The 24,327-nt window shown below is 47.5% G+C and carries 25 protein-coding genes; 6 read left to right on the top strand and 19 right to left on the bottom strand.

The features are described from left to right. Nucleotides 1-298: 298 nt before the first annotated feature. From M3661_RS12025 to M3661_RS12005, 5 genes are all read right to left on the bottom strand, one after another. A complete protein-coding gene (locus M3661_RS12025) occupies nucleotides 299-523 on the bottom strand; it encodes a hypothetical protein (protein ID WP_251485212.1) in 225 nt (74 codons plus the stop codon). Continuing rightward, a complete protein-coding gene (locus tag M3661_RS12020; RefSeq protein WP_028533013.1) occupies nucleotides 520-852 on the bottom strand; it encodes a YbjQ family protein in 333 nt (110 codons plus the stop codon). The genes M3661_RS12025 and M3661_RS12020 overlap by 4 nt, the downstream gene beginning before the upstream one ends. A gap of 181 nt (nucleotides 853-1,033) precedes the next feature. Beyond that, nucleotides 1,034-1,237 (bottom strand): hypothetical protein, encoded by a 204-nt coding sequence (locus tag M3661_RS12015; RefSeq protein WP_251485210.1) that lies wholly within the window; start codon nucleotides 1,235-1,237, stop codon nucleotides 1,034-1,036. Next, nucleotides 1,234-1,437: a helix-turn-helix transcriptional regulator gene (locus M3661_RS12010; protein WP_021253811.1), complete on the bottom strand. Its 204-nt coding sequence runs from the start codon at nucleotides 1,435-1,437 to the stop codon at nucleotides 1,234-1,236. Before M3661_RS12010 ends, M3661_RS12015 begins: the two co-directional genes overlap by 4 nt. A gap of 89 nt (nucleotides 1,438-1,526) precedes the next feature. Next, entirely contained in the window at nucleotides 1,527-3,005 is a 1,479-nt protein-coding gene (locus tag M3661_RS12005) for an aminotransferase-like domain-containing protein (protein ID WP_251485208.1), read from the bottom strand. 156 nt (nucleotides 3,006-3,161) lie between these two features. Between M3661_RS12005 and M3661_RS12000 the strand changes: the two genes are divergently transcribed. After that, entirely contained in the window at nucleotides 3,162-3,794 is a 633-nt protein-coding gene (locus tag M3661_RS12000; protein WP_251485205.1) for a LysE/ArgO family amino acid transporter, read from the top strand. A 73-nt stretch (nucleotides 3,795-3,867) separates the two neighbouring features. Here the strand turns inward: M3661_RS12000 and M3661_RS11995 are convergent, their stop codons facing one another. From M3661_RS11995 to M3661_RS11960, 7 genes are all read right to left on the bottom strand, one after another. Then, nucleotides 3,868-5,613, bottom strand: coding sequence for a methyl-accepting chemotaxis protein (locus M3661_RS11995; RefSeq protein WP_251485202.1), 1,746 nt, complete (start codon nucleotides 5,611-5,613; stop codon nucleotides 3,868-3,870). A 555-nt stretch (nucleotides 5,614-6,168) separates the two neighbouring features. Then, nucleotides 6,169-7,158 carry a hypothetical protein gene (locus tag M3661_RS11985; protein ID WP_251485199.1) on the bottom strand — a complete coding sequence of 330 codons (990 nt, stop codon included), beginning with the start codon at nucleotides 7,156-7,158 and terminating at the stop codon, nucleotides 6,169-6,171. A gap of 37 nt (nucleotides 7,159-7,195) precedes the next feature. Continuing rightward, nucleotides 7,196-8,206, bottom strand: coding sequence for a hypothetical protein (locus M3661_RS11980; protein ID WP_251485196.1), 1,011 nt, complete (start codon nucleotides 8,204-8,206; stop codon nucleotides 7,196-7,198). A 98-nt stretch (nucleotides 8,207-8,304) separates the two neighbouring features. Continuing rightward, on the bottom strand, nucleotides 8,305-9,228 hold the full coding sequence (locus M3661_RS11975; RefSeq protein ID WP_251485667.1) for a helix-turn-helix transcriptional regulator: 924 nt from the start codon (nucleotides 9,226-9,228) through the stop codon (nucleotides 8,305-8,307). A gap of 103 nt (nucleotides 9,229-9,331) precedes the next feature. Beyond that, a complete protein-coding gene (locus M3661_RS11970) occupies nucleotides 9,332-10,225 on the bottom strand; it encodes a hypothetical protein (RefSeq protein WP_065292064.1) in 894 nt (297 codons plus the stop codon). Nucleotides 10,226-10,305: 80 nt separating this feature from the next. Beyond that, a complete protein-coding gene (locus M3661_RS11965; RefSeq protein ID WP_251485193.1) occupies nucleotides 10,306-10,992 on the bottom strand; it encodes an AlkZ-related protein in 687 nt (228 codons plus the stop codon). Nucleotides 10,993-11,079: 87 nt separating this feature from the next. Further along, complete coding sequence (locus M3661_RS11960; RefSeq protein ID WP_251485190.1) at nucleotides 11,080-12,054, bottom strand: helix-turn-helix transcriptional regulator; 975 nt, start codon at nucleotides 12,052-12,054, stop codon at nucleotides 11,080-11,082. 235 nt (nucleotides 12,055-12,289) lie between these two features. Between M3661_RS11960 and M3661_RS11955 the strand changes: the two genes are divergently transcribed. The 3 genes from M3661_RS11955 to M3661_RS11945 all read left to right on the top strand — a co-directional run bounded on the left by M3661_RS11955 (nucleotide 12,290) and on the right by M3661_RS11945 (nucleotide 16,654). Continuing rightward, complete coding sequence (locus M3661_RS11955) at nucleotides 12,290-13,399, top strand: nitric oxide synthase oxygenase (protein WP_251485176.1); 1,110 nt, start codon at nucleotides 12,290-12,292, stop codon at nucleotides 13,397-13,399. 242 nt (nucleotides 13,400-13,641) lie between these two features. After that, nucleotides 13,642-16,152, top strand: coding sequence for an excinuclease ABC subunit UvrA (gene uvrA, locus M3661_RS11950; RefSeq protein WP_251485172.1), 2,511 nt, complete (start codon nucleotides 13,642-13,644; stop codon nucleotides 16,150-16,152). 67 nt (nucleotides 16,153-16,219) lie between these two features. Then, nucleotides 16,220-16,654: a MarR family winged helix-turn-helix transcriptional regulator gene (locus M3661_RS11945; protein ID WP_083189276.1), complete on the top strand. Its 435-nt coding sequence runs from the start codon at nucleotides 16,220-16,222 to the stop codon at nucleotides 16,652-16,654. Nucleotides 16,655-16,810: 156 nt separating this feature from the next. On the opposite strand, the gene M3661_RS11940 is transcribed toward M3661_RS11945, so the two are convergent. From M3661_RS11940 to M3661_RS11930, 3 genes are read right to left on the bottom strand one after another with little or no spacing between them, the layout of a single operon-like run. After that, complete coding sequence (locus M3661_RS11940) at nucleotides 16,811-18,382, bottom strand: GMC family oxidoreductase (protein WP_251485167.1); 1,572 nt, start codon at nucleotides 18,380-18,382, stop codon at nucleotides 16,811-16,813. Further along, on the bottom strand, nucleotides 18,379-18,975 hold the full coding sequence (locus M3661_RS11935) for a gluconate 2-dehydrogenase subunit 3 family protein (protein ID WP_251485165.1): 597 nt from the start codon (nucleotides 18,973-18,975) through the stop codon (nucleotides 18,379-18,381). The genes M3661_RS11940 and M3661_RS11935 overlap by 4 nt, the downstream gene beginning before the upstream one ends. Nucleotides 18,976-19,007: 32 nt before the next feature. Then, nucleotides 19,008-19,403, bottom strand: a complete 396-nt coding sequence (locus M3661_RS11930) for a hypothetical protein (protein WP_251485163.1) — start codon at nucleotides 19,401-19,403, stop codon at nucleotides 19,008-19,010. A gap of 117 nt (nucleotides 19,404-19,520) precedes the next feature. Here M3661_RS11930 and M3661_RS11925 point away from each other — a divergent pair, with 117 nt between their 5' ends. Next, nucleotides 19,521-20,645, top strand: a complete 1,125-nt coding sequence (locus M3661_RS11925; RefSeq protein WP_251485161.1) for a mandelate racemase/muconate lactonizing enzyme family protein — start codon at nucleotides 19,521-19,523, stop codon at nucleotides 20,643-20,645. A 121-nt stretch (nucleotides 20,646-20,766) separates the two neighbouring features. Here the strand turns inward: M3661_RS11925 and M3661_RS11920 are convergent, their stop codons facing one another. The 3 genes from M3661_RS11920 to M3661_RS11910 form a co-directional block, all read right to left on the bottom strand. Continuing rightward, complete coding sequence (locus M3661_RS11920; RefSeq protein ID WP_065292072.1) at nucleotides 20,767-21,585, bottom strand: hypothetical protein; 819 nt, start codon at nucleotides 21,583-21,585, stop codon at nucleotides 20,767-20,769. A 114-nt stretch (nucleotides 21,586-21,699) separates the two neighbouring features. After that, nucleotides 21,700-22,146 carry a thiol-disulfide oxidoreductase DCC family protein gene (locus M3661_RS11915; protein ID WP_065292073.1) on the bottom strand — a complete coding sequence of 149 codons (447 nt, stop codon included), beginning with the start codon at nucleotides 22,144-22,146 and terminating at the stop codon, nucleotides 21,700-21,702. A gap of 50 nt (nucleotides 22,147-22,196) precedes the next feature. After that, complete coding sequence (locus tag M3661_RS11910) at nucleotides 22,197-22,757, bottom strand: helix-turn-helix domain-containing protein (protein ID WP_065292074.1); 561 nt, start codon at nucleotides 22,755-22,757, stop codon at nucleotides 22,197-22,199. A 149-nt stretch (nucleotides 22,758-22,906) separates the two neighbouring features. On the opposite strand from M3661_RS11910, the gene M3661_RS11905 reads away from it, so the two are divergent. Next, nucleotides 22,907-23,893, top strand: a complete 987-nt coding sequence (locus M3661_RS11905; RefSeq protein ID WP_065292075.1) for a DMT family transporter — start codon at nucleotides 22,907-22,909, stop codon at nucleotides 23,891-23,893. Between the two features lie 138 nt (nucleotides 23,894-24,031). Here M3661_RS11905 and M3661_RS11900 read toward each other — a convergent pair whose 3' ends face one another. Then, nucleotides 24,032-24,220, bottom strand: coding sequence for a hypothetical protein (locus tag M3661_RS11900; protein WP_065292076.1), 189 nt, complete (start codon nucleotides 24,218-24,220; stop codon nucleotides 24,032-24,034). Between the last annotated feature and the right edge of the window lie 107 nt (nucleotides 24,221-24,327).

Raw genomic sequence — 24,327 nt, 5'->3', positions numbered from 1 at the left:
TATTTCAATCTTTGAAGCAGTTTAAGTTTAAAATATTTCAAACTGAATGTATATAGCGACAAAAGTATACTTTTGTCTAATGAATAGGACTGGGGACGTAATTCTATATCACTGTTCTCTGTGGCTCTGAATAATAAAAAAATACCCCAGCAGCTGGCAGCGTGGGCTCATAAGTACCGTTACGACTTACGAACCAGCCTAGCCAACGCTAGGGTATCACCTGAATATCGAGGTATCTGGCTATTGAAAGCAACCACGTTAACAAGATTGTTCATTCGTGGATTGTATCCTTCCATTGTTACTTCACGCGGTACCATCGCTGTCCTGTATGCGGATTGTAATAAACCGTTACCTTTTTCCCTGTTGACGGATCGATACTAACTTCCGAAGTCTTCTCGAAGCCTTCCGGCACATGTTCATGTTCATTCGCTTGGTGACGGCGATCTCGGAAGGCCGAGATGATAAGAAACACAATAAAAAAGAGCAGCTGCAATGAAAAATAAACAATCAAAAACGTAATCATCTTACTTCTCGCTTCGGCCGAAGCGTTACAGCCGTGCCGTATGCAACAATTTCACTCATATTGGTTCCGACTTCACCAGAGTCAAAACGCACCATAATGACAGCATCCGCCCCCATCGCTTGTGCGTTCGCTACTAAGCGATCCAGCGCTTGCTTCCGTGCATCCTCTAGCATTTCTGTATATTGGGTGATTTCGCCTCCAACCAATCCTTTGAATGCAGCAGCGATATCCTTCCCCAACCCTCGTGCGCGAACGGTCAGTCCGAATGCTGTACCGAGTACTTCCTTTACTTCATAATTAGCCACTTGCTCTGTTGTTACGATAATCATCGACAATACTCCTCCTCAACCGCCTTTTCTAGACGGAAACCCATAATGAATCATAATGTATCTATAGTACGGTTGAGACGATCCTTGCGTTCAATCTCCATCATTATTTATTTTAGTTTACATAATTAAATTTATGTGATCAGATAAGTGACCCTATCTCATCGATTTTTCACTGTGATTATTACATCACTTTTCGCTTATAGTAGACGCGTGTCCATAGGAAGATGGCGTTCCCGATTAATAGGATAGTAAATTGCAATCCGCTATTCCCCTTGACAGCAAAATCATACAGCCCCCACACCAGCAATGCGATCGTATAGAACATGTAGCCGTTCTTCGCTGACTTGTCATTATGATAACGTTCCATTTCATCTTGCTTTCTCATCTTGATGCCTCCTCATAAGTAAACAACTGATCGACTGTGACCTCTAACGTTCGTGACAGCTTGAACGCTAGCGCTAAGGTTGGATCATACTTATCATTCTCAATCGCGTTAATCGTCTGCCGACTCACTTCACACCGCTGAGCCAGTTCTTGCTGTGACATGCCCATTCGCTTGCGCAGCTCTGATATCTTGTTTTTCATAACGAGTTCTATCTCCTCAAATGTAAAAAACATTTTACATCTTTATTATAATGATTAATATTGTTATGTCAAATACTTTTGACATCCCATCATTCGGTGACATTCTTACTCTTTACCCACTTTGCAATCAAAAGGATAGCCCGCTCCATTTCTTCAAAGCTTGCGTAAGCGTACGATAGTCGAAGTTGATGCTTGCTCGAGCGATCATAGATATGACCTGGATTCAGCAGAATTCCACAAGCAAGCGCATGCTTGAACAAGGCTTCGATTGCAATAGATCTATCCATGGTCACCCATATGTAAAATCCGCCTTGGGGAACTCTCCATGCTGCAAAAGATGACCAATGCTGTCTCAACTGGTCAAGCAAAAAGTCTCTTCGCAAACGAAGCTGAGCACGAATGTGTTGCAAGCGTGACTGGTGGATACCCGATCGAAGCCACTCCGCTGCAACTTGTTGCGATAAAGAGCTGGAGCCGTAATCCATCTGCATTTTAATATCTGCCAAGCGTTCTATCACCTGCTTCGAACCAACAATCCAGCCCATTCGCAGGCCAGGGCAAACACACTTGGACATCGTCCCTACGTAGAGGACTTGTCCATGCTTATCCATTGACTTCAATGATCGTGGCCCCGGGGCATCCAGCCATAACGCTTCGTAGGCACTATCTTCAATAATTGGCAATCCAATGCGATTGCTGATGTTCATTAATGCTTCTCTTCTGTTCTGCTCCATCACCGTACCCGTTGGATTATGGAAGCTTGGAATCGTATACAGCAGCGAAGCCTTATACTGTAGCGCATATTGCTCCAGAGCATCCACTCGTATACCGCCTTGATCCATTGGCACACCAACCATTCTTAGTCCGGCCGATTGGAAGGCATGAATAGAATATAAATAGGAGGGCTTCTCCACGAGCATAGTGGATCCACGACCAACGAGGCCTGCTGCAATGAGCTGCAGTGCTTGAAGTGCTCCCGAGACAATCAATATCGAGTTAGGCGCGGCTTCGATGCCTTGTTCCGACAACTGCTTGCTGAGCTGTTCTCGCAGCGGATAGTGCCCAAGCGGCTGTTCATACCCAAGTGATATTCCATGATCGATTGCACCGCGTATCGTTTTCTCCATCTCTTTTGTTGGCAATAAGTCAGGGGCAAGCTCGCCCGTGCCCATGCGAATCATTTGCGGTGAGAATTCCATGTTATTTATCGTCTGAATAATCGGTAAATTGGGATAATGTGAGCCTTCTTCCACATACGCATTCCAATTCGGCAGAATAGGAGACATGCTGTCGACACGATGGGCTATGTCCGATATAACCGTCCCCCCTCCGCTATTCCCTTCGATAAACCCCGCATCAGTCAAGCAATCCAAGGCTGCCACCAGCGTGCTGCGATTCACACCCAGTTGCTTCGCAAGCTTACGTTGTGCAGGGAGTCTCGCACCCGCTTCCCATTCCATAGACAAGATTTTAGATTTCATATAATGCTCGATTTGTTTATACAGCGCGATCGATGAGGATCGTTCGAGTCTCCAATCGCTGTAGTCAATGCTGCACGTCTTTGGCATATGTTCCTCTCCTGCACCAAGTTGATTGATAAGCTTATTATAGAATTTGGTTGGTCTTGAACTCAACCAAATGGTCGGGGACAATTGTAAATTGCTGCGTTATGATATTGTCTTAGAACCGGTTCTATGGATGATGACATACGGAGGTAGATATCAATGGTCGAGGCATTCATTCACGGAATATTGCTCGCACTTGGCCTTATATTGCCGTTAGGCGCACAAAATGTGTTTATTTTCAATCAAGGGGCTTTATCTAAGCCGTTCGTAAAGGCCATCCCTGTCGTGATAACAGCGGCATTATGCGATACCCTGCTTATTTTAGCCGCAGTTCAAGGTATCTCGCTATTCATCTGGAAGTGGAAATGGCTTCAATACGGGCTGTATCTATTAGGATTCATTTTCCTGTTATATATGGGTTGGAGTCTATGGAAGTCGACAAGCAGGTTGAATAGCAGTCAGGGAAATGCTATGAGTGTCCCGAAGCAAATGATGTTCGCCATGTCCGTCTCTCTTCTGAATCCACACGCGATTCTCGATACAATTGGCGTCATAGGAACGAACTCTTTGCAGTATTCCAGTGAACTGAAATGGGTGTTCACGATTGCCTGTGTCGCAGTGTCGTGGCTGTGGTTCCTTGGGCTTGCAATAGCAGGTCATTTCACCCGTAAAATCGATGCTGACGGACGCATCCTCACTTGGTTGAACAAGATATCCGCAATTACAATTTGGTTGATTGCACTATACATGTTGATTCAGCTGCTAACCGACAGCCTAACTTCAATTGGATAACTTCAATCCCAACATGTATAGCGCAATACAATAAGACTCCCCGCTCTTCCATCGAGCAGGGAGTCTTGTTCGTTTAGATCGTAAATTTCCGAAGTTCTTCTTGTAGATCTTGCATTTTGCGATTCAATAAGGTAGCTGTATCCGATATTTCTTCCACAATAGCGAGCTGCTCTTCGGTCGAAGCGGCGACGCTCTGAGTGTTCAGTGATGAGTCCTTCGCTATGGATGCGAGGTTGTCCAATGTGGCAGCGACCTCTTCACTACCAGCAGACATCTCTTCAGCGGCAGCCGATACCTCTTGAATTTGCTCCGTGACCTGCTGCACAGACGTCCATATTTTGCTGAAATGCTCCCCAGCCTCTTGTACAATCAAGGTTCCTTGTTCAGCCTGCTCCGTATTTTCTCCCATCGCTTCGGCCAGTTCCTTCGTATGTGCAATTACCGTATTCAGCATCTCAGCAATTTGTTCCGTAGAGTCCTTCGTTTGCTCTGCAAGCTTGCGAACCTCTTGAGCAACAACGCCGAAGCCTCGTCCATGTTCGCCTGCCCGTGCCGCCTCAATAGAAGCATTGAGCGCCAATAGATTGGTTTGCACCGCTACATTGCCAATGATACTGACGATATGCTCTATCTTCTCGGATTGATTCAACAAAGACTGCGTAATCCCTTCAGAACGACTGACGGAATTTCTGATCTGTGCCATTTGCTTCACCGTCAGCTGGACAACCTGATTGCCTTGATCAACCGACTCTGTTGCGTCGATGCTCAGTTCTGATACGGCAGAGGATGATTCAGCGATCCGCTGGATGCCGATTGCAATTTCCTCCATAGCAGCCTTACTTTCTTCAGCCCCTTGCATCTGCGATTCTGAACCAGTTGCAACCTCTTGAATAGAATTGGATATTTCATAGCTAGACTGAGACGTTTGCGTAGCGATTACTGTTAGCTGCTGTGATGATTCCGCGACCTGATCAGCGGTCGTCTTGACATTGGTAACCAAGTGCTTGATTTGAGCAATCATCGTGTTAAAACTATCAGATAGAACGCCGATTTCATCTTTCGAGCGAACCGGAATAGATACCGTTAAATCGCCGGCCGCCACTCTCGTGGACAGAACGGACAGCTGTGTAAGCGGCCGAACTAATCGGCGTATTAAGAAGGCAATCACGATAATGAATACGATACCTATCGATGAGCCAATACCAATAATTTCCCACAACATGGAATTCAGATCGCCGTCAATCTTCTTATTATTGAAATCTACGGCAAACACCGCTATCGTCTCATTCCTGTCATTATTGATCGGCTTCAGCACCGTAATCCATTCGCCATCAAGATCTTCATAGATGTCACTAAAGCCAACACCTGTCCGCTCCATCTCATGGATCGCATCGACAAGCTCTGGCTTGATCTCATACTCGCTTCCTGGCGCATTTCCTAATTCAACGAAGGAATCGTTGCCTTGAAGCACCTTCAGATAGAACTTTCCATCACGTTCCGTGAAACCGGGAGCAAGCAAGTACGAATTCGATATGAAATTGTCGCGTACCATGCTGTTCAAGCTCTCCTGAATCCAAACAATATTGTTATCCTTGGCATATTGTGAGGAATCCATTGACTTGAGCTTGTTAGCAGCTCCTGCAATACCCTCCTTTTCTATCTCGATATTCTTCGTAAGCGTAGTATGAAGGGATAGTAATTCATCATTATAGATTCTTCGCTCCATCATATATGAGGATGATATGAATACAATAGACATGACCATAAGAAGAACGGTCACGACGATGATAGATTTCATCACTAAGCCTTTGTTTTTCATTCAATAGCCCCCTAGTTGACTGACAAACAGGTTATATACAGGAGTTCTTTCCATTCGAATCCTTATTGCCTATAAACCTTGTCCGTATTTACTGACCAATCAGTCTATGTCAATGAGCTATATATCGTCATTTTTCGACAAAAATGAATAGACACATTTAAAAAAGTTGTAGATTATTTATAGAAAAAAGAGCATGTATATCCGTGTATGGAAAAAAGCGTCTCTATTAAACGAAGCCATCTACAAAAAAACATCCTTGCCGAAATAATCGGCAAGGATGCTGATGGTAAGATTCTGCATGCACAGACAGCATAACTACTAATCACTAACTTCTAACCACTAACCAGATAACGCCATATCAATTCGATATTGAGTCGCTTTCACACATTTTTTGCAAACTTGAAGAGATGTACCATCACTTTTCGTTTGTGTGTATAATACTTTAATTCGTGTGCTTCCACACACTGGGCATGTTCCTCGTCCATGTGACGGAAGATTCCATAATGCTTTACCGCGTTTTGTTTTTGCCATTTCTTTTCCCCTTTTCCGTATCTATTATCGTAAATGTGGTGTGGCTCCGCGCGCTTCGCGAATATCCTTCACTACCTGCTTCATACCTTCTATTGCATTTCTTTCGATCTGCTGGGCGGAGATTAGAGTCCTCGCCATCTCATGACACGTCCCTTCTTCATTCCTATCATTCCGGTCATGTTGCATTCTGTAGAGGATTGCCACAATATCATCATATAAGCCCGCTAGGACTCGATATTTCTCAGCCAACTGCTCTAGCCCATCCATCGACTGCTTCATATCATGCAAATAACGGGCAATGTAGTGCTTGAACGTACGATACATGGATAATGTTTGCTCCGCCCCATCCCAATCCGCCGTGCCTGACTGAATTGCCTCTATCATTGCATCATAAGCTTGTTCGCCACATGCAAATTGCTCAATCGGCAAAATGCTATCATGCTGTTCCCATTTATAAATCGCCTGTACCAGCGATTCTGTAATTAGATCACGTACATCCATAGATATCCTGCGTTTGGATATTAGCTGCATAAATACAATCGATGAATCTCCTGTTTGACCAAGTGTCTGAACAAACAGCTTGCATCCGCTATTCCCACACGAATCTATTGCGAAAAAACACTGCTGCGTTTCGTCATAGCCATAGATCGTATAGTATTGATCATGCCAATAAATAAGTCCGACACCTTCTTGAAGAGAAATCCTCATTTCTTCGATCGCATGCTCGAAATAGACCGGGAAGACCGGTTCCGTATTATATCCTGCATACGTCTCTGAATAGAGACCCAGCAAATCCGCAGCAACAAAATGATCAGCATCCCAGTTATAGGCGGTTACAGATAGGGCATCTAACTGACGATGAACGGACATGCGGAAGGCCAATGATGACATGCACGCAATCGTATGCTTCGGATACGAGGTTAGCCCACTAGTCAGCAGAACACTGTGGAAATGATCGATAAACGTTTTTGTTTCCGGTACGATTTTCATATTTTCAAGGATAATAGACGTCATCTCTTCACCTGCTCTTATACTCAGTTGTTGACTGCAATTATCTTGGCGCCGCCTGGCCCCAGTGGAGACTACTGGAGCGTGAACGCATGACTTCATCGTAACCGATATCAGCGCGCAGTAGTTCGATCGCTGCTCGTTCATGCTCCTTCGCAAGTTGCGCTTGCTCAACCAACTGTGGTACTCGATCAGCTTGGATGCACATCTCTTGACTTGTTGGAATCTGAACCGTCGCTTTCATGACTTGAAATGCCTCATCGATAAGTTGATAATGGCGAACGATCTCCGCAGATATACCAACCTCTTCTTGAATAGAAGCTAAATAATTCATCATGTCACGTTTGATTCCAGCGTAAGAGCTGATGGTATATGCGCCCCCATGCGGATGATATTGTTGGCTAGACAGGGAGGCAATCATATAGTCGTATGCCTTGCAGCCTGCAGCAAAGTCCCGATCTGGCAAAGTTCGATGCGGTGTATCCCAATCTGTTACTGCTGTAACTAGCGACTCCCTGTATATAGGTTGGCGCGGCATGTCCACTGCTCCAATAATCGTTTGATAATACCAGAAAGGCGTAGGATTACCGATGATACCGAAATTCCGATACAACAGCACCTGTTCCTCCTTCTCGTAACCGTTGAGATAGAAGAACACTTCGTCCTCATCGTCATAACCCGTAATCACGGCAAACCCAGGCTTCCAATAGACGACGCCTATTCCTCGATCGATGCTGTGCTGAATATGACGTATCGACTCCTGCTGCGCCAATTTAAATGTACGGTGACGCGTATGCCATGCAAATTGCCTCGATGCAATCCCCATTCGATGGAGCGCATTCCCATGTTCTTCTCCCCAGTTGCCGTATGCGGTAACCGAGCTGCTTGACATTTCTTTGTGAATAACGAACTTCGACAGTAGACCTGTCATCCCGCCAAGCATATACTTCGAACCCTCATACAGACCAGCACCCGTAAGTACAGCATGCGTGGCATCTATATAAGATCGATTTTCGATTTGAAAAGAAAGAGATTGAGTTGATGCTATACTCATGAGCGGCCGCTCCTCTCTTATCGCGATAATCCAATTATAGTAAAGAAGGTACGACATATAATGTCATACCTAAAAATTTGTCAATATATATCTTCCTGTTATCGACACACCTCTTGCTTGCTTAGCTTCAACGTTATTTCTTCACATCTAGCCATCACCTTGTCTCTCAGCCACTTCGGCTTCACGATCATTGCCCAATCCCGTGTTGACATCAAGTGATCGACAAATAAGGAAACGTCAATAAATTCGATCTTATATATGGAATCTTCTTGTTCGATCACGTTATATTCCCGCCACGCTTCCGAAGGTTTGGAATCGAGAAATGTAATGATTGCCGTAAAAGGATGGACAGGAAGATTCGATGATCCGTAGGCAGCGGAATGTTCATTATGCAGCCGAAATACACCCTCAGCTCGTTCCAATCGTACTATGCGATCTAGGCGAAGCAGCTTCTGCTGCTCCTCTTGCTCGCACCATCCATTAACGTAATCAACATATTGCGTGTAGCACAGCTTATAGGGGTGAAACGTATGCGTCTCCTCCCCTTCCATCCCCTCATATTGAATGGTAAGCACTTGATTGTTCTGAATGGCCTTGCTTAGTTGATTTGCGATATCAACGATCTTGGCATTGATCTCATAAGCAGGGATTTGCGGAGATTTCCGCTCCTGATCGTCTGACATGCGACGGAACAAATCTGATATTTGCATCATAATCGGCAGTTTTGCATGGTATTCATCGTAACCACCGTAATTGTAATTCTGATAACGATAAGACAAGAATGCTAGTGTTCGTCTCAATTCTTCCGTTATATACGTGCTAGGCAGAGCGAATGTCGTATCAGTGTAACGATATCCTCTTTTTTTGGCATCGTACTGTAGAGGCGCTCCTAGCGAATTAATCATATATTCAATATCCCGATTGGCTTGTCTGGTTGACAGTTCGAATTGCTGTGCGAATTGAGTGCAATTCGGAAAATGATTCGATCGTACTTCTTGATCAAACCATAAAATTCGATGCATATTGCTCAAATCCAAGTTCCCCCTTGTAGACATTAGACAAAACAACATTTTCACTGTGTGGTACATACTTCATAAGTGTTGAAAGTTGTACGTATCGTAATCGTTATCGTTGCAACCATCCATATGACTTCAGCGTCAGCAGCCGATTAACGGTTACGTATCCCCGCCATTCCATCTGGCCTGCTGGACTCACTGCTGGCCAGCTTATTGGCCAACCGCCATCCTCCTGCTGCTCCTCCACAAGGGATTGCAGATGCTCTTCGATTTCTTTCTCAGTGACAAATTGTACGCAGTAGCTGTCACGCGTTGGTGCCCAATCCAGCACCTTATGAACATACCCTTCCGCCTTCGTATTGCGTTCAATGACACCTGGCAGCTGCAGCCATTCGTTCACCTTCTGCAATGCTCTCTTTGCTCGCTCCTTGTCCGGATGAGCAGTTAAGAAGGAGATATATTGTATATTGCTGTGATAGCCTTCATTATCAGCTGACTCTAGCTGATTCCACATGAACTGCTCAGCCTGTTGGAACCATTCTTCTCGGATGAGTTCAGGAACAGTATTCTGCTTCATCAAATATCCGAGTATATGTCCTGTGGGATTAATGGAGGCATGACGATCATCGGTGACTGTCCACCAAGGCGCGTGCGGATATTCATTCGCTGACGTCTGAATAAGAGGGAATCCCCCAGTATCCCCCACTGTAACCGATTTCAAATAGCTGCCGATTCCAACGATTAACTCTCGGTCATATTCATCAATCTCTTGCAAAATTGATAGTGCTACTTCCGTTGGGACAGGCTGACTATGCGGACAACGAATATCGGGCTCCAGCGCTTGACCGAAGCCGCCATCCGTATTTTGAAAACCTGTAAGGGCCATGATAACAGCTGCCTTGCTCCCTTGGCCGAAATGATATTCAAAACGTCTGCGGTCGAGGAGTCTCGCATTCTCGTAAATAAAGCGCTGCGTGCGATTAAAGCTGTCTACACTCAACATTTTTATCAACTCCATTATTGTTTAATGTGATTAATTTACTTTCTCATAAACATTATTTCCCCGCTTCGTCACTTGCATGTTTAACGCAGCTTCATGGTTTTAGTAAAATAAGTTAACGCTTCCGAAGTCGTAGAACGAGCAAGACGTTCATAGAGCTGTTCCTTCGCATCCTGTACAGATATCATTGACGTCTCGATTCCCAGATTCTCTAGCCAATGGTCAATCGTCTCATAGGATGTACTATTCCATCCGTTTACTTCGCCAGCGCTATTTCGCCGTTCTGTCACACCCGAGATGACAATATCCATCGTCCCCTGCAGCTCATTTAACGCATTGTCGAATGCCTTCTTCTGATCAGGAGATTTCATACCTGCCTTCACTCGAAGCAGCCTCGTATCGATACCGGGATGTTCAACAATGATGCCATACAACAGCTTCGCCTCCGGTGACATCTCACCCGCTGCATACCGTTCCTTGACGGAACGAGTATCGCCAAGCACGGAGCGGACAATCGCTACCCACTCCAGCGAGATAAACACCCCTTTCTTCTTGATGAACTTGCCGTAGGCAGCAACCCCATCCCCAGGAAATTGAACCCGCCAACGCCACGGATCCGCATCCGTGTCACTATGCCATGCCGATTCTTCTGTCACACCCGCAAGTGAAGGATGACGGGGTGCCAGGTTGGCCAGCGGCAGAATACCCACTTGGCGAATAAGCTCAACTGCTTCTTTATAATTGTGAATCAAATTCGTATTCGCGCTCATCTTCGATTTCATCCCTTCTTCGTCTGATCTAACATCTTCTTCCTTCCTCTGTTCCAATCGCTATGTATCAAAGAGAAACCTAAAGGCCTACCTTGTTCCCTTATACCTCTCACATACCTGATGAGCATGCTTATAAATGGCTTCTCGCAATTCCACAGGCTCCAACACCTCTGCATCCAAGCCAAGGCCATAGAAGAAGCGCTGTGCCCATTCCCATTCTGACCGAGGACAGTTAAACTCAACCTCTCCCACATCTTCACCGGTTTCATGCACCAATTCCCCAATATGTTCATCTTGCTCGACAAGCAGCATGCCGCGATAGGTCAGTTTTGCCCGGATTCGGATCGGGTCTTCCTTCTTCACGGCTTCTAGATTACGCTTTACTTGGCTGACCTTGCCGTTGTCCCCGTTGCCCTGCACTGTGCGTACATCTTCATCTTCGGCTATCGAGATTTGAGACATACGATCGACACGAAATGATCGATCTTCACCATGTGTTAACGAATAGGCTTCACAATACCAGAACCCATGTGCCGAATATATCCGCTTCGGCTGGATATACAACCAACGCTGATGCTTCTGTGAACGATAGAATATATGGAGCCACTCGGGCTTCGCCTGTGATAGATGCGCAATCAGCTGCTTCAACTGCGGAGCACGGTAGTTTCTTGCAGGTACGGACAGCTCGACACGCTCTAACATCGGTTCCACCTCAGTCAGCACTTCACTGGATACGATATGCTTCAGCTTGTCCATGACCGTCCAACGCTCCTGATTGAATGGTGAATCGGGAAGCTGTGTCATGCCTTGCAGCGCGAAGAGCACGGTTAATGCTTCTGTGGTCGATAATTGAAGCGGCTGGAGCATGTAGCCATCCATTAACCGATAGCCCCCGCTTGAACCCGCTGTCGCATATAACGGTACTCCCATCTCGCCCAATGCTTGCATATCTCGGATAATGGTACGGCGGGAGACTTCGAATTTCTCTGCTAACGATTGAGCCGTTTCGGAACGGTGATGTAGGGCGATAATGATAGCAATTAATCGATCGATTCGTTTCAATGGCTTCTCCTTAGCTGGATGATTTTCTCGGTTTGACCTGATTATATCATGTGAATGGTGACAGCTTGTATGTCACCATTTATGATCGGGTAACAAAATTTTTGCGACGATTCCCCGGCTGAAATTGTTACATCTCATCGACATCGTCATCAATGGTACATACCAAACTGTTAGAATCTGATATAGTTAATCCGACACATTACGGCGCTTACGCCGCAAGGAAGGACATCGGAAGATGAATGTATACGCGAAGCATACGCTTCTAGAAGAAGCTTCAACATTTATTAGGCAATGCTATCAAGAGCTCGGCAAGCTCCCTGCTGACATAGAAGGGCGCCTATCACAAATACATTCCGAGATTGAACATACTGGCACTTATTCGCATACTGCAGAAGAACTAACTCACGGAGCTAAGATGGCTTGGCGCAATAGCAATCGCTGTATTGGCCGCTTGTTCTGGTCATCCTTGCACGTGGTTGACGCCAGACATATAACCGAGGGTAAGCAGATCGCAGACATGTTAGTCCAACATATTGACTTCGCAACAAATGATGGCCGGATACGTCCTGCAATCACGGTTTTTCCACCTGCTCATCCAGACGGAATGCATCCTGTTCGGATATGGAATCATCAGTTGATTCGCTATGCCGGCTATGAGACTAGCCAAGGCATCATGGGAGATCCACACTCGCTCCCATTTACCCGAATATGTGAATCACTTGGATGGCAGGGAGAGCGCACACCGTTCGATGTACTGCCTCTTGTCATTCAGACAGGAACGAACCCACCGCAGGTATTTGAGATACCGAAGTCCACTGTCATAGAGGTGCCGCTCGTCCATCCCGAGTTCGAATGGTTTGCTGAGCTGCAGCTGCGTTGGTATGCCGTGCCGCTTATTGCTGATATGCGCCTTGAAATCGGCGGCATCTCCTATCCTGCCGCGCCATTCAATGGCTGGTACATGGGAACAGAAATCGGCGCACGGAATTTGGCCGATGAAGGACGATACAATTTGCTGCCAGTCATCGCAAAGCAAATGGGGCTGTCTACGGTGTCGAATACATCACTGTGGAAGGACAGGGCTCTTGTTGAGCTTAATGCCGCAGTGCTTCACTCCTTCAAGGAAGCGGGTGTTAGCATCGTAGACCACCATACGGCAGCACAACAATTCGTTAAGTTCCAGGAGCAGGAACAGAGTTGTGACCGTGCTCATACAGGCGACTGGACATGGCTGATTCCACCGATGTCACCCGCCGCAACTCCTATTTTCCACCAAAGCTATGACAATACGATTGTGAATCCGAATTTCTATTATCAATCTGTACCGTATATTAACGAAGCATGATCATCAATTATTCTGTTCTCACAAGGGCCTGCTCGCCAAAATAGTCGAGCAGGCTCCTTTCTTTTTATTCCGTAATACAAAACATTGGGTCAACTAATTGCAGGTGCACGCAGCGTAATGAGTCTCAGAGTCTCATACTATCGCCATTTGACAACTTCTACGCACAGGTCTATATTAATTTCTGTATTCAATAGTTTCCTCACTCAACTATTGAGTTTTTCAAATAATAAGGAGGAATTAACATGACTGCATCATCACCCGAGTGGATCGTCATTCAAGGGGCTCGGGAACATAACTTGAAGGATGTCACTGTTCGTTTTCCACGAAATCAATTGTCCGTTGTAACCGGCGTATCTGGTTCAGGGAAATCAACCCTGCTGTTTAACATACTTGTCCAAGAGGGTGAGCGCAAATTTGTTAGTGCTTCCGGACATGCAGCAGACAACGTGCAGCGGCCGGATTATGACGACATCTACGGTCTGTCCCCTATCGTCAGCGTTAGTCAGCATCATCATAACTTCAGCCGACGCTCTACCGTTGGAACATATAGTGAGATTTATACATATCTGCGTTTGCTGTATACGGCAATTGGAGAGCGTGCTTGTCCGCATTGCCAAGTAGTGTTCAGTTATGCGGATATACGTACGACCCCTGTTCGTCTGTCTGAGGAAGAACATTCCCATCAGAAGCACTATGCGTGCCCTTCTTGCGGACAACCCGTTGAAAATATAACCATGGCTCACTTTTCCTTCAATTCACAGCTCGGTGCGTGCCCGGGGTGTACCGGTCTGGGCGAACAAATAGAACCCATTCTCGATGCAATTGTACGTCCTGATTTGTCGATCCAAGATGGAGGCATTCAAGTATGGAAAAAGGGATTCCTGTGGCACTTTGCTCCGCTTCTCTTGCGTGCAGCCAAATATTATCACCTTCCTCTGCATGAAGAAGATCTTCAGCGGCCGATCGGAGAATTGCCAGACATTGTGCGTCACATGCTGCTGTACGGCACGGACGATCCACGCATCCGCGAGCTTCGCCCTGATGCCCCTGCCCCATCCAATATGAAGCAAGGCAAATATGAAGGTGCCGTGAACAGCCTACTGCGCCGATATTACGAGGGTGACGATGACGAGGAATCGCTGCTGGAATTCGCCCGCTTCCTCCGTACAGTTCCTTGCGAGTCCTGTCACGGTTCGCGGTTGAATGCAACAAGCTCGTACGTCCTGGTGAACGGGACGCCGATCCACCATCTCATGTCTATGTCTCTAACTCAACTGCTGAATTGGCTTGAAGGCTTGCCTTCTGCTCTGCCTGATCGATACGTCGAAGCGGCTCAGCCTATCTGCAGGGAATTACGGGAACGTACACGAAGTCTCATGAATGCGGGACTGAACTATCTATCACTAGATCGAAGCTTTTCCAGCCTGTCTGGCGGAGAAGCGCAACGTATGCGGCTGGCCTCTTTGCTGAATTCGAACTTGAGCGGCATGATCTGCGTACTTGATGAACCTACGACAGGATTGCACCCGCAGGATACCGACAAGCTGATGCGTTCGGTGCGTAAGCTGGCCTCACTCGGCAACACCGTAATCGTCATTGAACACGATATCGATGTCATCCGACAAGCTGAATATGTAGTGGACATCGGCCCAGGCGCAGGAGAGCTTGGAGGAAAGCTTGTCTTCCAAGGGACGGTTAATGAGTTGCTGTATCATCCGGAATCCATGACGGCTCAAAGCCTTCGTGATTCTCTGAATCGGCATCGTTCAACCACTCGAAGCTGGAACCGCACATTAACCATCCGCGATGCCCACGCAAACAACTTAAAACATATTACTGTGGTCATTCCTCTGGGCATCATTACCGCCATTGCTGGCGTGTCGGGCTCCGGAAAGTCCACGCTTGTCATGGAAGAGCTGCTTCCCCAGCTGCAATCAATTGGTTCAGCATCGAATGCTTCCAGCCGAATTGGCGGTACAGAACATATTCAGCATCTCGTCGTTGTCGACCAGCAGGCGATGGGCAAAATGTCCCGTTCTAATGCTGCAACCTATACAAAGGTATTCGATGACATTCGGGAATGGTTCAAGGAATTGGCCTCTAGACAAGGCCTGCGGTTGAAAGCCTCTGATTTCTCCTTCAATGTAGCTGGAGGAAGATGCGAATCCTGCAAAGGCACGGGCAGTCTTAAGGTTCAGATGCACTTCATGGCCGATCGCTTGATTCCTTGTCCGACTTGCCACGGGAAGCGTTATCGTGAGAAAATACTGTCTGTGCAATGGCATGGACACTCCATAGCCGATGTATTGGGCATGAGCATCGAGCAAGCAAGAGAACTGTTCCGCGATATTCCGAAGATCGCAGCCAAGCTGGATTGCTTATGCGAAATAGGCTTAGGATATTTACGGATGGGGCAACCATCCAGCACATTCTCTGGAGGCGAGGCGCAGCGCGTCAAGCTGGCAGCAGAACTGTCCAATGCCCGCAGCGGCCACACGCTGTACATATTGGATGAGCCTTCCGTCGGATTGCATGACCAGGATACGAGCAAATTGCTTGCCGTATTGAATCGGCTCGTCGATCGCGGGGATTCGGTTCTACTAATCGAGCATAATACCCAACTTATCGCAAATTCGGATTGGGTGATCGAGCTTGGCCCAGGAGGAGGGCAAGAGGGTGGTACGGTAATCGCCACCGGTACTCCCGATTTGTTGAAATCCAGCAATGACTCCATTATTGGGGCTTATCTATAAAATATAGCCATAGGAAATGGCATGCCAAGTTCCCGAAAAGGTGCGAGTAGAAAGGACGAGATAAAAATTGACCGAACATACCACGTGTGATTTCGAAAAGGAATTTACGATGCTCCAATGCAAGCTGGTCGCGGAGCATAATCGGTTCAATGTGGAAGGAATCACTTCCGCTCAATACAATATATTGGATCTGCTTGCAACGAATGGAGCAAAAACGACTCGAGAGCTTGCAGATTCGATCCATACGACATTATCCGCCATTTCCAAATTAACAAAGAAGCTTATCGATAAAAACATGATTACACAAACACGCGATACTCATGATCGACGCTATATGTATCATGAAATTACCGAACAAGGTCACGCCTTCCTTCAGAAGGCAGCCTTCTCTCGCCATGGCATCATGAATCGAATTCGCGATGGGCTCAATGATGACGAGCTGCGACAGTTTGCAAACTTATGCGGGAAGATAAATCAATCACTGACGGGGAATATGGAGTAGGAAGTAAACTACGTAAAGCAATATCGAACATGATACTTATTCATATGCGTAACTACACCCGTCCAGCATAAATATCCGCAATGAATTGCAATCCTGCTGGATTGGAAGGTAAATAGTTTCTTGCCATTACTCAAATGATTTAATGGAAGAAGCTAATTACAGCTCCAGCTTCCTCGCTTGTTCCTTGATGTAATCGGCGGTTCGCAGAGCCAGTGACATTACGGTATTCGTCGGGTTAGCTCCGCCGGATGTCACGAACATGCTGGCATCGCAGACGAACAAATTGGGAATATCATGGCATTGCCCATACGAATTGACGACAGAAGTCTGCGGATTCGTGCCCATTCTACAGCCACCCATGAGATGAGCGGTATCCGGCACGACATATTTGACATCGCCGCCTTCCGCTTCCAGAATTGCGCTCATTTTGCCAACGGCATGCTCGATTAGCTTCCGGTCGTTCTCTCCATAGCTGAACGTTACCTTGGCCCGCGGCACTCCGTTCTCATCCTTTTCACCGGCAAGCGTTACCCGATTGTCCGGGTTCGGCAGCACCTCTCCTACCATCGTTATTCTTCCGTAGTAATTATAGTCCAGCAGCTCTTCCTTAAGCCGGCTTCCCCAGATCGGGCCTGTCCTCGACTTGCTTAGACCTTGAGCGAACCCGACAGGTCTGGCGCCATGAGCATGAAGGGTGTAGCCTCGCGCGAATCCCCTGCTTTTGTCCGTCTCGTAGAAGTCTTGCGTCGTTGCCAGTACCGGAGTTCCCTTGTAGAGCCGTATATCCCGGTCGAACTTGGCATATACGTCCTCGCTGCTGTGCGGCATTATCGCTTTGCCAACCCAACCACTGCTATTGGCAAGTCCATCCGGATAGCGGTTATTCGCGGAGTGAAGCAGCAGTCTCGGCGTCTCTACCGCGAAAGCGGACAAGATGACTACTTTTGCCTTCTGCGCATAGGTCACGCCTTCATGAACGAACGTTACGCCCGTTACCTTGCCGTCGTTTCCCGTTAGCACTTGGGTTACCATGCAATCGGCTAGCACCTCCGCTCCTGCAGCGATAGCCTTCGGAATATGCACAATTAACGTGCTGAATTTCGAATTCGGCATGCATCCTTGGTTGCAAAAGCCCCTGTTGATACACGGCGGACGGCCGTCGAACGGCGCGGAAATGATGGCGAGCGGCGGAACAGACGAACGAATCCCCAAATTCTCGCAGCCCTTCATGAATAAATAAGCATTCGGACTCAGCGGATCCCGTTCTGGATACGGATAAGGCCCATGGTAGCTGCCCCAAGGGAAATGCTTCGGACCGGATACCGCAATCTCTTTCTCAATGCGCGAGTAATACGGCTCAAGATCATCATAACGTATGGGCCAGTCTTCTCCAACGCCATCCAGTGTCTTGGTGCGGAAGTCAGATTCATGGAATCGAAGAAACACGGCCGTAAAATGCACCGTTCCTCCGCCTACACCGCGACCGGAGTTGTTATGTCCCATCGTCAGCGGGTCTTTTCCGTCCACAATGCGGGTGTCCTGCCAGCCCAAGTTTTTCATGGTGAGCTCGTCGCTTGCAAAGTCCTGCTGCGGATCGCGAAACGGCCCGGCCTCCAGTACAACGACACGGAACCCGGCCTCGCCCAATTCCTTAGCAAGCACGCCGCCGGCGGCACCTGCGCCTACGATTACGACGTCCGCCTCATCAGCAAATTTACGCAGTATCATGCTTCTTCCTTCGCCTCCCATGGATCAAGCTGTCCGATATCGCCGCGAACATAGCCGCGCGGGTATGCAGGGCCAGCATACCCCATCTCAGACCACACGATAGGATGCGAGCAATACGCTTCGACAGTCAGATTAAGCATCTTCACGAACCATTCGCATTGAAGATCGCTAGACCATTTCGAATAATCCGCTCGTCCATCGCTAATTTGCCGAAGCACCTCGGTAAGCAGCTGTGCTTCACATTTGCTCGCTTTTTTCCCCGTAACTTGCAACAGGAACTTGTCTAAATGCCGAATCCCTTCAAGAATAAGCATTTTGCGCTCCGGTACGCCCGTTCTGCGTTCCCCTTCCCCCGTAGTCGTATCCTTCAATGTCTGGTCTACGTGGGCGAGCACATATTGAATTACTTCCTCTCTCCCGTCATCGACGAGCGCGGAACACACCTGTTGCAGCAGCTTGTATTCCTCACCATTTAGCACGGTACAGGAATGCGACTTACTTATTCTGCTCGTCACGATGGCTTGGGTATGGGTATCCCATACCTCGCGTTCATCCAGTACATTGAATGAAGGATACCGAGTTCTTCTCACCATCAATCTCACTCCAGTACAGTCATCTTCAACCATTACGCTCGCCAATACAGCGCTATTATCCCAAGCAGGCTCATCGCGGTAATCATGAGCGGCATGATGACAGGAGGCCCAATTAGAAAGTTATGTGATTGATAACCCCCGACCCGCTTTCCTACACCACGAACATGAAAATAAAAACCGACCAGTCCCGCCAAAGCTCCAACCCACATAAGGATTTGGAAAAAAACACGCAGCCATGCCACGTGAAAGCAGACGAGAATCAACCCGAACACAAAAAACAACGGAGCTGCCAGCACGGGTACCCACATCGCTTTATGGTGAAAATTTTGCCGATAATGAGACATCGTCACTTGTATGCCGATTAAACAAAAGGTTAAACTGACGAATAAAATGAGCATCCTCTCGATTGGCCAACCTTCCCATCCCATCGCGTTCCCTCTTTCTTACGAATCATAATTTTTTTCTTTTGCGAGTGCCGCTTATAAAAGTGTTCCAACATATCCCATACTTAAAACATAGGCATCATTTTTATATGGAGGTTACTCTTGCTAATTCACAAGGTCGACACGTACCCGTTGTTATATCGAATCCCCCGTCCCTACGGAGATGCCAATGGCTTGAAAAAGTTCCGTTCCGCTTACCTGATCAAAATTACGACGAAATCCGGACTTACCGGATGGGGTGAATGTTCGGGATGGCTGCCTGCTCTGGAAACTGAGTTTGAACACGCCGTCATTCCATTCCTACTTGGCAAGGATGCCCGGGAACGAAATGCCATTATCACTGCATTATCCAAGCAAAAGCATGATAGACCCGCAGCTGCGGTCAGCATGGCGCTGACGGAAATCGTTGCGCACAGCGCGAAATTATCGATTTGCGAGCTTTGGGGTGGCGCGGTTAGACGTTCACTCCCCTTGTACGCATCGCTTCAATCGTATTCAGATGCATCGGATTGGGTAGCCCAATCGCTAAGGGATATGGAGCAGGCGGTTCAAGAGGGGTTTATTAACGTGAAAATAAAAGTGGGCGGGAAATCACTCACTGATGATATTCGCCATGTCCGCGCCGTCCAAGAACAGTACGGGCAGCGTGTACGAATTGCATTGGACGCCAATGGAAGCTATGATGCGGCCACGGCTAGCAGCTGGAACTCCCTGGTCAATCAATACGAAAATTGGCTCTGGTTCGAAGAGCCATTGCCCTTGAACGCATGGGATCAATTCGCGCATTGTCGACTTCGACTGAACATTCCGGTTGCAGGCGGTGAAAATGCCATGACTCCCTCGCTATTCCATCAAGCCATCGTTCGGCAAGCGCTGGATATTGTTCAGCCCGATCCGCTTCATCTTGGCGGTATCGATGCCTATCGCGACGTACTAAAGCTCGCACGCACAGCAGCCATTCGCGTATCCCCGCATACCTTCGATGGCGCTTTAGCCCGCTGCTACGCGTTGTTCGCTCACGCTTGCTTGCCTGCCTGGAGCAAAATGGACGCCGACGAAGCGGTTGAACCGATAGAGTGGGACGTAATGGACAATCCATTTACGGCCTTGATTCCGCTTCGCATTCATCGTGGAACCGTCGATATTCCGAACGGTCCCGGCATCGGGACAGCCATCGATGAAGACATGCTTAGCCATTACCGCTGGGACGGATCGCGTTTTTGGTAATTGAATCTGACCAGCATTTCTTTTGCGCAACAAAAAAAGGCGAAGCTCTGGCTTCGCCCAACAATATTGCAATTCGTATTCATATATCCATCTACGAGAAATTATATGGCCTAAGGCTTCTTTAACCTCGCTGTTTCTTCGGCCATGGGGCCAGCAGCAGCGTTACAGGCAATAGCAGCAAGCCAACGATGAGCACGGTCCAAATGACGTTTTTCTGCATATTTTTCTCATGCGCTATGATAGCATTCAGCGACGAACCTACGACATATCCTCTTTCAATCGTTTCCGGCTTGTCCTTCGGCGCATAGGGCGGCAAGCCTCCATACAAGACGGAATCCGTGTCATTTGGAAATGACATTGGCTTCAGCTGTCCTTCTTCTGCCTGCCCGAGTATGGTAACCTCCTCGCCATTTGAAACGCCGGCATAGCTTAGTGCCGTCTCTTTCGGCGCAACTACCAGCACGCGGTTGTTCTCGACCTCTTCGTTCGGATTGCGGAGCGTCCCCTCGTGCAGCGGCACAGTAAGATCGGTCAGGCGGAATACGGACGGCTGAAGCGAGATCCCGTTCACCGACAATCCGTTCACATCACCGACGGTTGTCGTCATTGTTGTCACATAACTGCAATTGCGAGAGTTGCATGACCACCTTCGATCCTCTTTCACGAGCAACGCATAAGATGAAGCCAAATGCTCATCCAGGGCAGGATTTCGAGAGGTAAGCGTACCTGTTATCGCTACGATGCCTGTCATTTCTGGAGTCACCGTTTCAACAGGGAACGCATTCTGTAATTCCTTTTCCCAGGCGTTAGATTCACTGTACATGATAGCAAAGCCGCCGAAAACGAGCAGATCCGTTAGAAGAAAAAAGATAAACCAACCACTCACCCGTCGTGACTTTGTCACTTTTCCTGTTGTACCTTGATGTCGCGGCCTCGTCACGTTTTATCACCTTCTCTCAATCATTGCTGCGCACCCTCATACCTGCACGGTAGACACGAGCAATGGTGGCATTGCAAAAAACAGAAATACGCCCTATGCCTATGCGTAAGGACGTTATGTTCTGCTAGAATGCGTATCGGAATCATCGCCTTGCGTATTCCTCCGCACCGGAAGCTCACAGCCATTAGAGTTGCATTGGCCAGCAGGAACAATCGTACGTCTTGAGGCGATGTATCGATACAGTTTCCCGCCAAATCCCAGCTTCATGCTGACCCATATGAACAGACTCATCGGCATTAATATCGGCACCCTCATACAGAGTGCATGCACCGCCTCGATACCGGAAAGAATGCGGCCGCTGCTTGATTCCCGCGCATGCATGCTGGCCACCAGATTGTCCTTGGACACCGGAATCCGTTCCGTCACATGCTGATCGCGAATCGAGTAAAATCGCAGCACATGCAGCCAATCCCAACGTTCCAATCGTGAGCGTATTCCCGTACAAAGCGGACACCAACTATCATAATACACCTCAAGCATGCGGCGTTTACGTATGCTCATCTGTCCTCACCCGCTTCTTCCTTCAACAATTGAATATCCATCACATCCCGTTACGAGTAGAACACCGTAAATTGCACGACCGCTTCCTCGTCGCCTACATTGGCATACATATGTGTCTCGGTAGCGGAAAATTGAATGGAATCAAATTGGTGCAGCGTATACGTATCTTCTCCAATGGTCAATTCCACCGTACCCGACATCACCGTAGCAATTTCCACTGTCCATGGATGATTTGGCTCTGGTTCGTAGACGCAATTGGGCTTTAACCGTGCACGCAGCATCTCCATCTTCTCGCGCAGATCCGTAAAAACAGGCTCCAATATCCATTGGCCGGATTCACTCTCATAGGTAGGGCCATGACCTGATCGAGAGATGCGCACTGACTTATCCGGCATGAGCAGCGTCATCAGAGGAACGGACAAATGCCGCGATATTTTCCACATCATCCCGATTGTCGGGTTCGTATCTCCACGCTCAATGTTGCCAAGGGTAAGCTTGCTGACCCCTGATAGAGCGGACAATTCCTCAAGACTTAGCTGCTTTTCTTTCCTCAGCTTCCGCAAATTCGCGCCTACCGATTGCATCAATTGCTTCGTTTCGTGCTCATTCATCGAATGTTTCCCCCAATTCGAACAAGAAGTTTACAATCTTTGTGCAAATATTTGTTACATTATACTTTACTTTAAAAATAATATAGTATATTATACTTTACTGGATACACAATTGAAAATGATTTTCAAGTAGAGGTAAGGTGAGCATCATGAGAGCCATATTTGTTGGCATTTTAGCATCCATGTTTTTTTCATCCACATTCATTATTAACCGCGCGATGAACCTGTCCGGAACAAGCTGGGCTTGGACCGCATCGCTCCGCTTTCTACTTGCGATTCCCATACTGCTTGCGATTGTCGCATTTCGCAAAAACCTTACGCCTCTCTTCCGTGAAATGCGTAAGCATCCCCTGCAGTGGCTAACATGGGGTTCCCTGTGTGGAGTCGCGTTCTATTCGCTGCTCAGCTTTGCAGCAGTCTATGCACCGTCTTGGCTCACATCGGGAACATGGCAAATTACGATATTGATTGGCGCGTGCTTGTCGCCACTGTTCTTCGAGACACGCCAGACACCGAATGGCCCGGTAAGAGTACGCCAATCCATTCCGTTCAAGAGCATGCGCATTTCCGTCATTATACTTATCGGTGTTGTACTTATGCAAGTGTCTGAAGCAGGTAATGTTACTCTCTCAGAACTATTGCTGGGCTTTATACCTGTCATTATCGGTGCCACCTTCTATCCGCTTGGCAACCGTAAAATGATGGCGCTCTGCGGCAACAAGCTGGATTCCTTCCAGCGCACACTCGGCATGGCACTTGGCAGTATGCCTATAGCTATCCTGCTTGGCATATACGGAACTATGTCTGTAGGTTTGCCATCCGCCTCTCAGTTCGGACAAGCAATGCTGCTTGCCATCAGTTCTGGCGTAATCGCAAGTCTGCTCTTCTTCTTGGCAACAGACATGGCGAAGCATAATACAGCACTGCTTGCTGGAGTTGAGTCCACACAGGCTGGCATTCTGATCTTCACCGTGCTTGGCGAGGTACTGCTTCTCAACGGAACATTCCCACAAGGCTGGTCACTCGTAGGGATGTTCGTCATTATCGCCGGGATGATTGCGACGAGCTTGGCGAACCGCAATATTGCACCAGCAAAGCCGAAGCCAGCTCCAACACTGTCTAAGAGAACAGCCTAATATACCAGAAACAGCGAAAGAGCGCCGCATACTGCCTATCAAGTATGCGGCGCTCTTTCTATTATATAAGGTGGAGGCAAAACTAACCATGGTAAGTTATTATTTTCACAAAGTATTTGAAACGAAAGTCATTTCTTGTTAGGCGTAATAAGCATTCAGCAGTTCACGTGTTTCTTCTTCCGGCTTAGCTGCAAGACCCTGGTCAGCCCAGCATTGTCTGCACTCTTCTTCTGTCGTGCATCTGTCATTATCGTCACACATATAGCAAAGTTGAAGGAAGTTGCGAGTTACTTGATCCGTTGTGTCAAATGTTTTGAATGTTCTCATCTTTATCACTCCCTGTTCTTTATGGTTACACTATATCATGGAATTGAATGATAGTATGTGAATTAAATCACAACACGATATAGTCATATATACAAAAGCTGCAGTCC

This window comes from Paenibacillus sp. MER 180 (genome assembly GCF_023713665.1).
Lineage (GTDB): Bacteria > Bacillota > Bacilli > Paenibacillales > Paenibacillaceae > Paenibacillus_B > Paenibacillus_B suaedae.
The sequence above is the reverse complement of the archived record's forward strand: the minus strand, read 5'-3'. Positions and strand labels throughout refer to the sequence as shown.

What these genes read in the sequence shown, in the direction of transcription:
- M3661_RS12025 (WP_251485212.1), bottom strand. Translation starts at nt 523, where the DNA reads ATGATTACGTTTTTGATTGTTTATTTTTCATTGCAGCTGCTCTTTTTT.
- M3661_RS12020 (WP_028533013.1), bottom strand. Translation starts at nt 852, where the DNA reads ATGATTATCGTAACAACAGAGCAAGTGGCTAATTATGAAGTAAAGGAA.
- M3661_RS12015 (WP_251485210.1), bottom strand. Translation starts at nt 1,237, where the DNA reads ATGAGAAAGCAAGATGAAATGGAACGTTATCATAATGACAAGTCAGCG.
- M3661_RS12010 (WP_021253811.1), bottom strand. Translation starts at nt 1,437, where the DNA reads ATGAAAAACAAGATATCAGAGCTGCGCAAGCGAATGGGCATGTCACAG.
- M3661_RS12005 (WP_251485208.1), bottom strand. Translation starts at nt 3,005, where the DNA reads ATGCCAAAGACGTGCAGCATTGACTACAGCGATTGGAGACTCGAACGA.
- M3661_RS12000 (WP_251485205.1), top strand. Translation starts at nt 3,162, where the DNA reads ATGGTCGAGGCATTCATTCACGGAATATTGCTCGCACTTGGCCTTATA.
- M3661_RS11995 (WP_251485202.1), bottom strand. Translation starts at nt 5,613, where the DNA reads ATGAAAAACAAAGGCTTAGTGATGAAATCTATCATCGTCGTGACCGTT.
- M3661_RS11985 (WP_251485199.1), bottom strand. Translation starts at nt 7,158, where the DNA reads ATGACGTCTATTATCCTTGAAAATATGAAAATCGTACCGGAAACAAAA.
- M3661_RS11980 (WP_251485196.1), bottom strand. Translation starts at nt 8,206, where the DNA reads ATGAGTATAGCATCAACTCAATCTCTTTCTTTTCAAATCGAAAATCGA.
- M3661_RS11975 (WP_251485667.1), bottom strand. Translation starts at nt 9,228, where the DNA reads ATGCATCGAATTTTATGGTTTGATCAAGAAGTACGATCGAATCATTTT.
- M3661_RS11970 (WP_065292064.1), bottom strand. Translation starts at nt 10,225, where the DNA reads ATGTTGAGTGTAGACAGCTTTAATCGCACGCAGCGCTTTATTTACGAG.
- M3661_RS11965 (WP_251485193.1), bottom strand. Translation starts at nt 10,992, where the DNA reads ATGAGCGCGAATACGAATTTGATTCACAATTATAAAGAAGCAGTTGAG.
- M3661_RS11955 (WP_251485176.1), top strand. Translation starts at nt 12,290, where the DNA reads ATGAATGTATACGCGAAGCATACGCTTCTAGAAGAAGCTTCAACATTT.
- uvrA (WP_251485172.1), top strand. Translation starts at nt 13,642, where the DNA reads ATGACTGCATCATCACCCGAGTGGATCGTCATTCAAGGGGCTCGGGAA.
- M3661_RS11940 (WP_251485167.1), bottom strand. Translation starts at nt 18,382, where the DNA reads ATGATACTGCGTAAATTTGCTGATGAGGCGGACGTCGTAATCGTAGGC.
- M3661_RS11935 (WP_251485165.1), bottom strand. Translation starts at nt 18,975, where the DNA reads ATGGTGAGAAGAACTCGGTATCCTTCATTCAATGTACTGGATGAACGC.
- M3661_RS11930 (WP_251485163.1), bottom strand. Translation starts at nt 19,403, where the DNA reads ATGGGATGGGAAGGTTGGCCAATCGAGAGGATGCTCATTTTATTCGTC.
- M3661_RS11915 (WP_065292073.1), bottom strand. Translation starts at nt 22,146, where the DNA reads ATGAGCATACGTAAACGCCGCATGCTTGAGGTGTATTATGATAGTTGG.
- M3661_RS11910 (WP_065292074.1), bottom strand. Translation starts at nt 22,757, where the DNA reads ATGAATGAGCACGAAACGAAGCAATTGATGCAATCGGTAGGCGCGAAT.
- M3661_RS11905 (WP_065292075.1), top strand. Translation starts at nt 22,907, where the DNA reads ATGAGAGCCATATTTGTTGGCATTTTAGCATCCATGTTTTTTTCATCC.
- M3661_RS11900 (WP_065292076.1), bottom strand. Translation starts at nt 24,220, where the DNA reads ATGAGAACATTCAAAACATTTGACACAACGGATCAAGTAACTCGCAAC.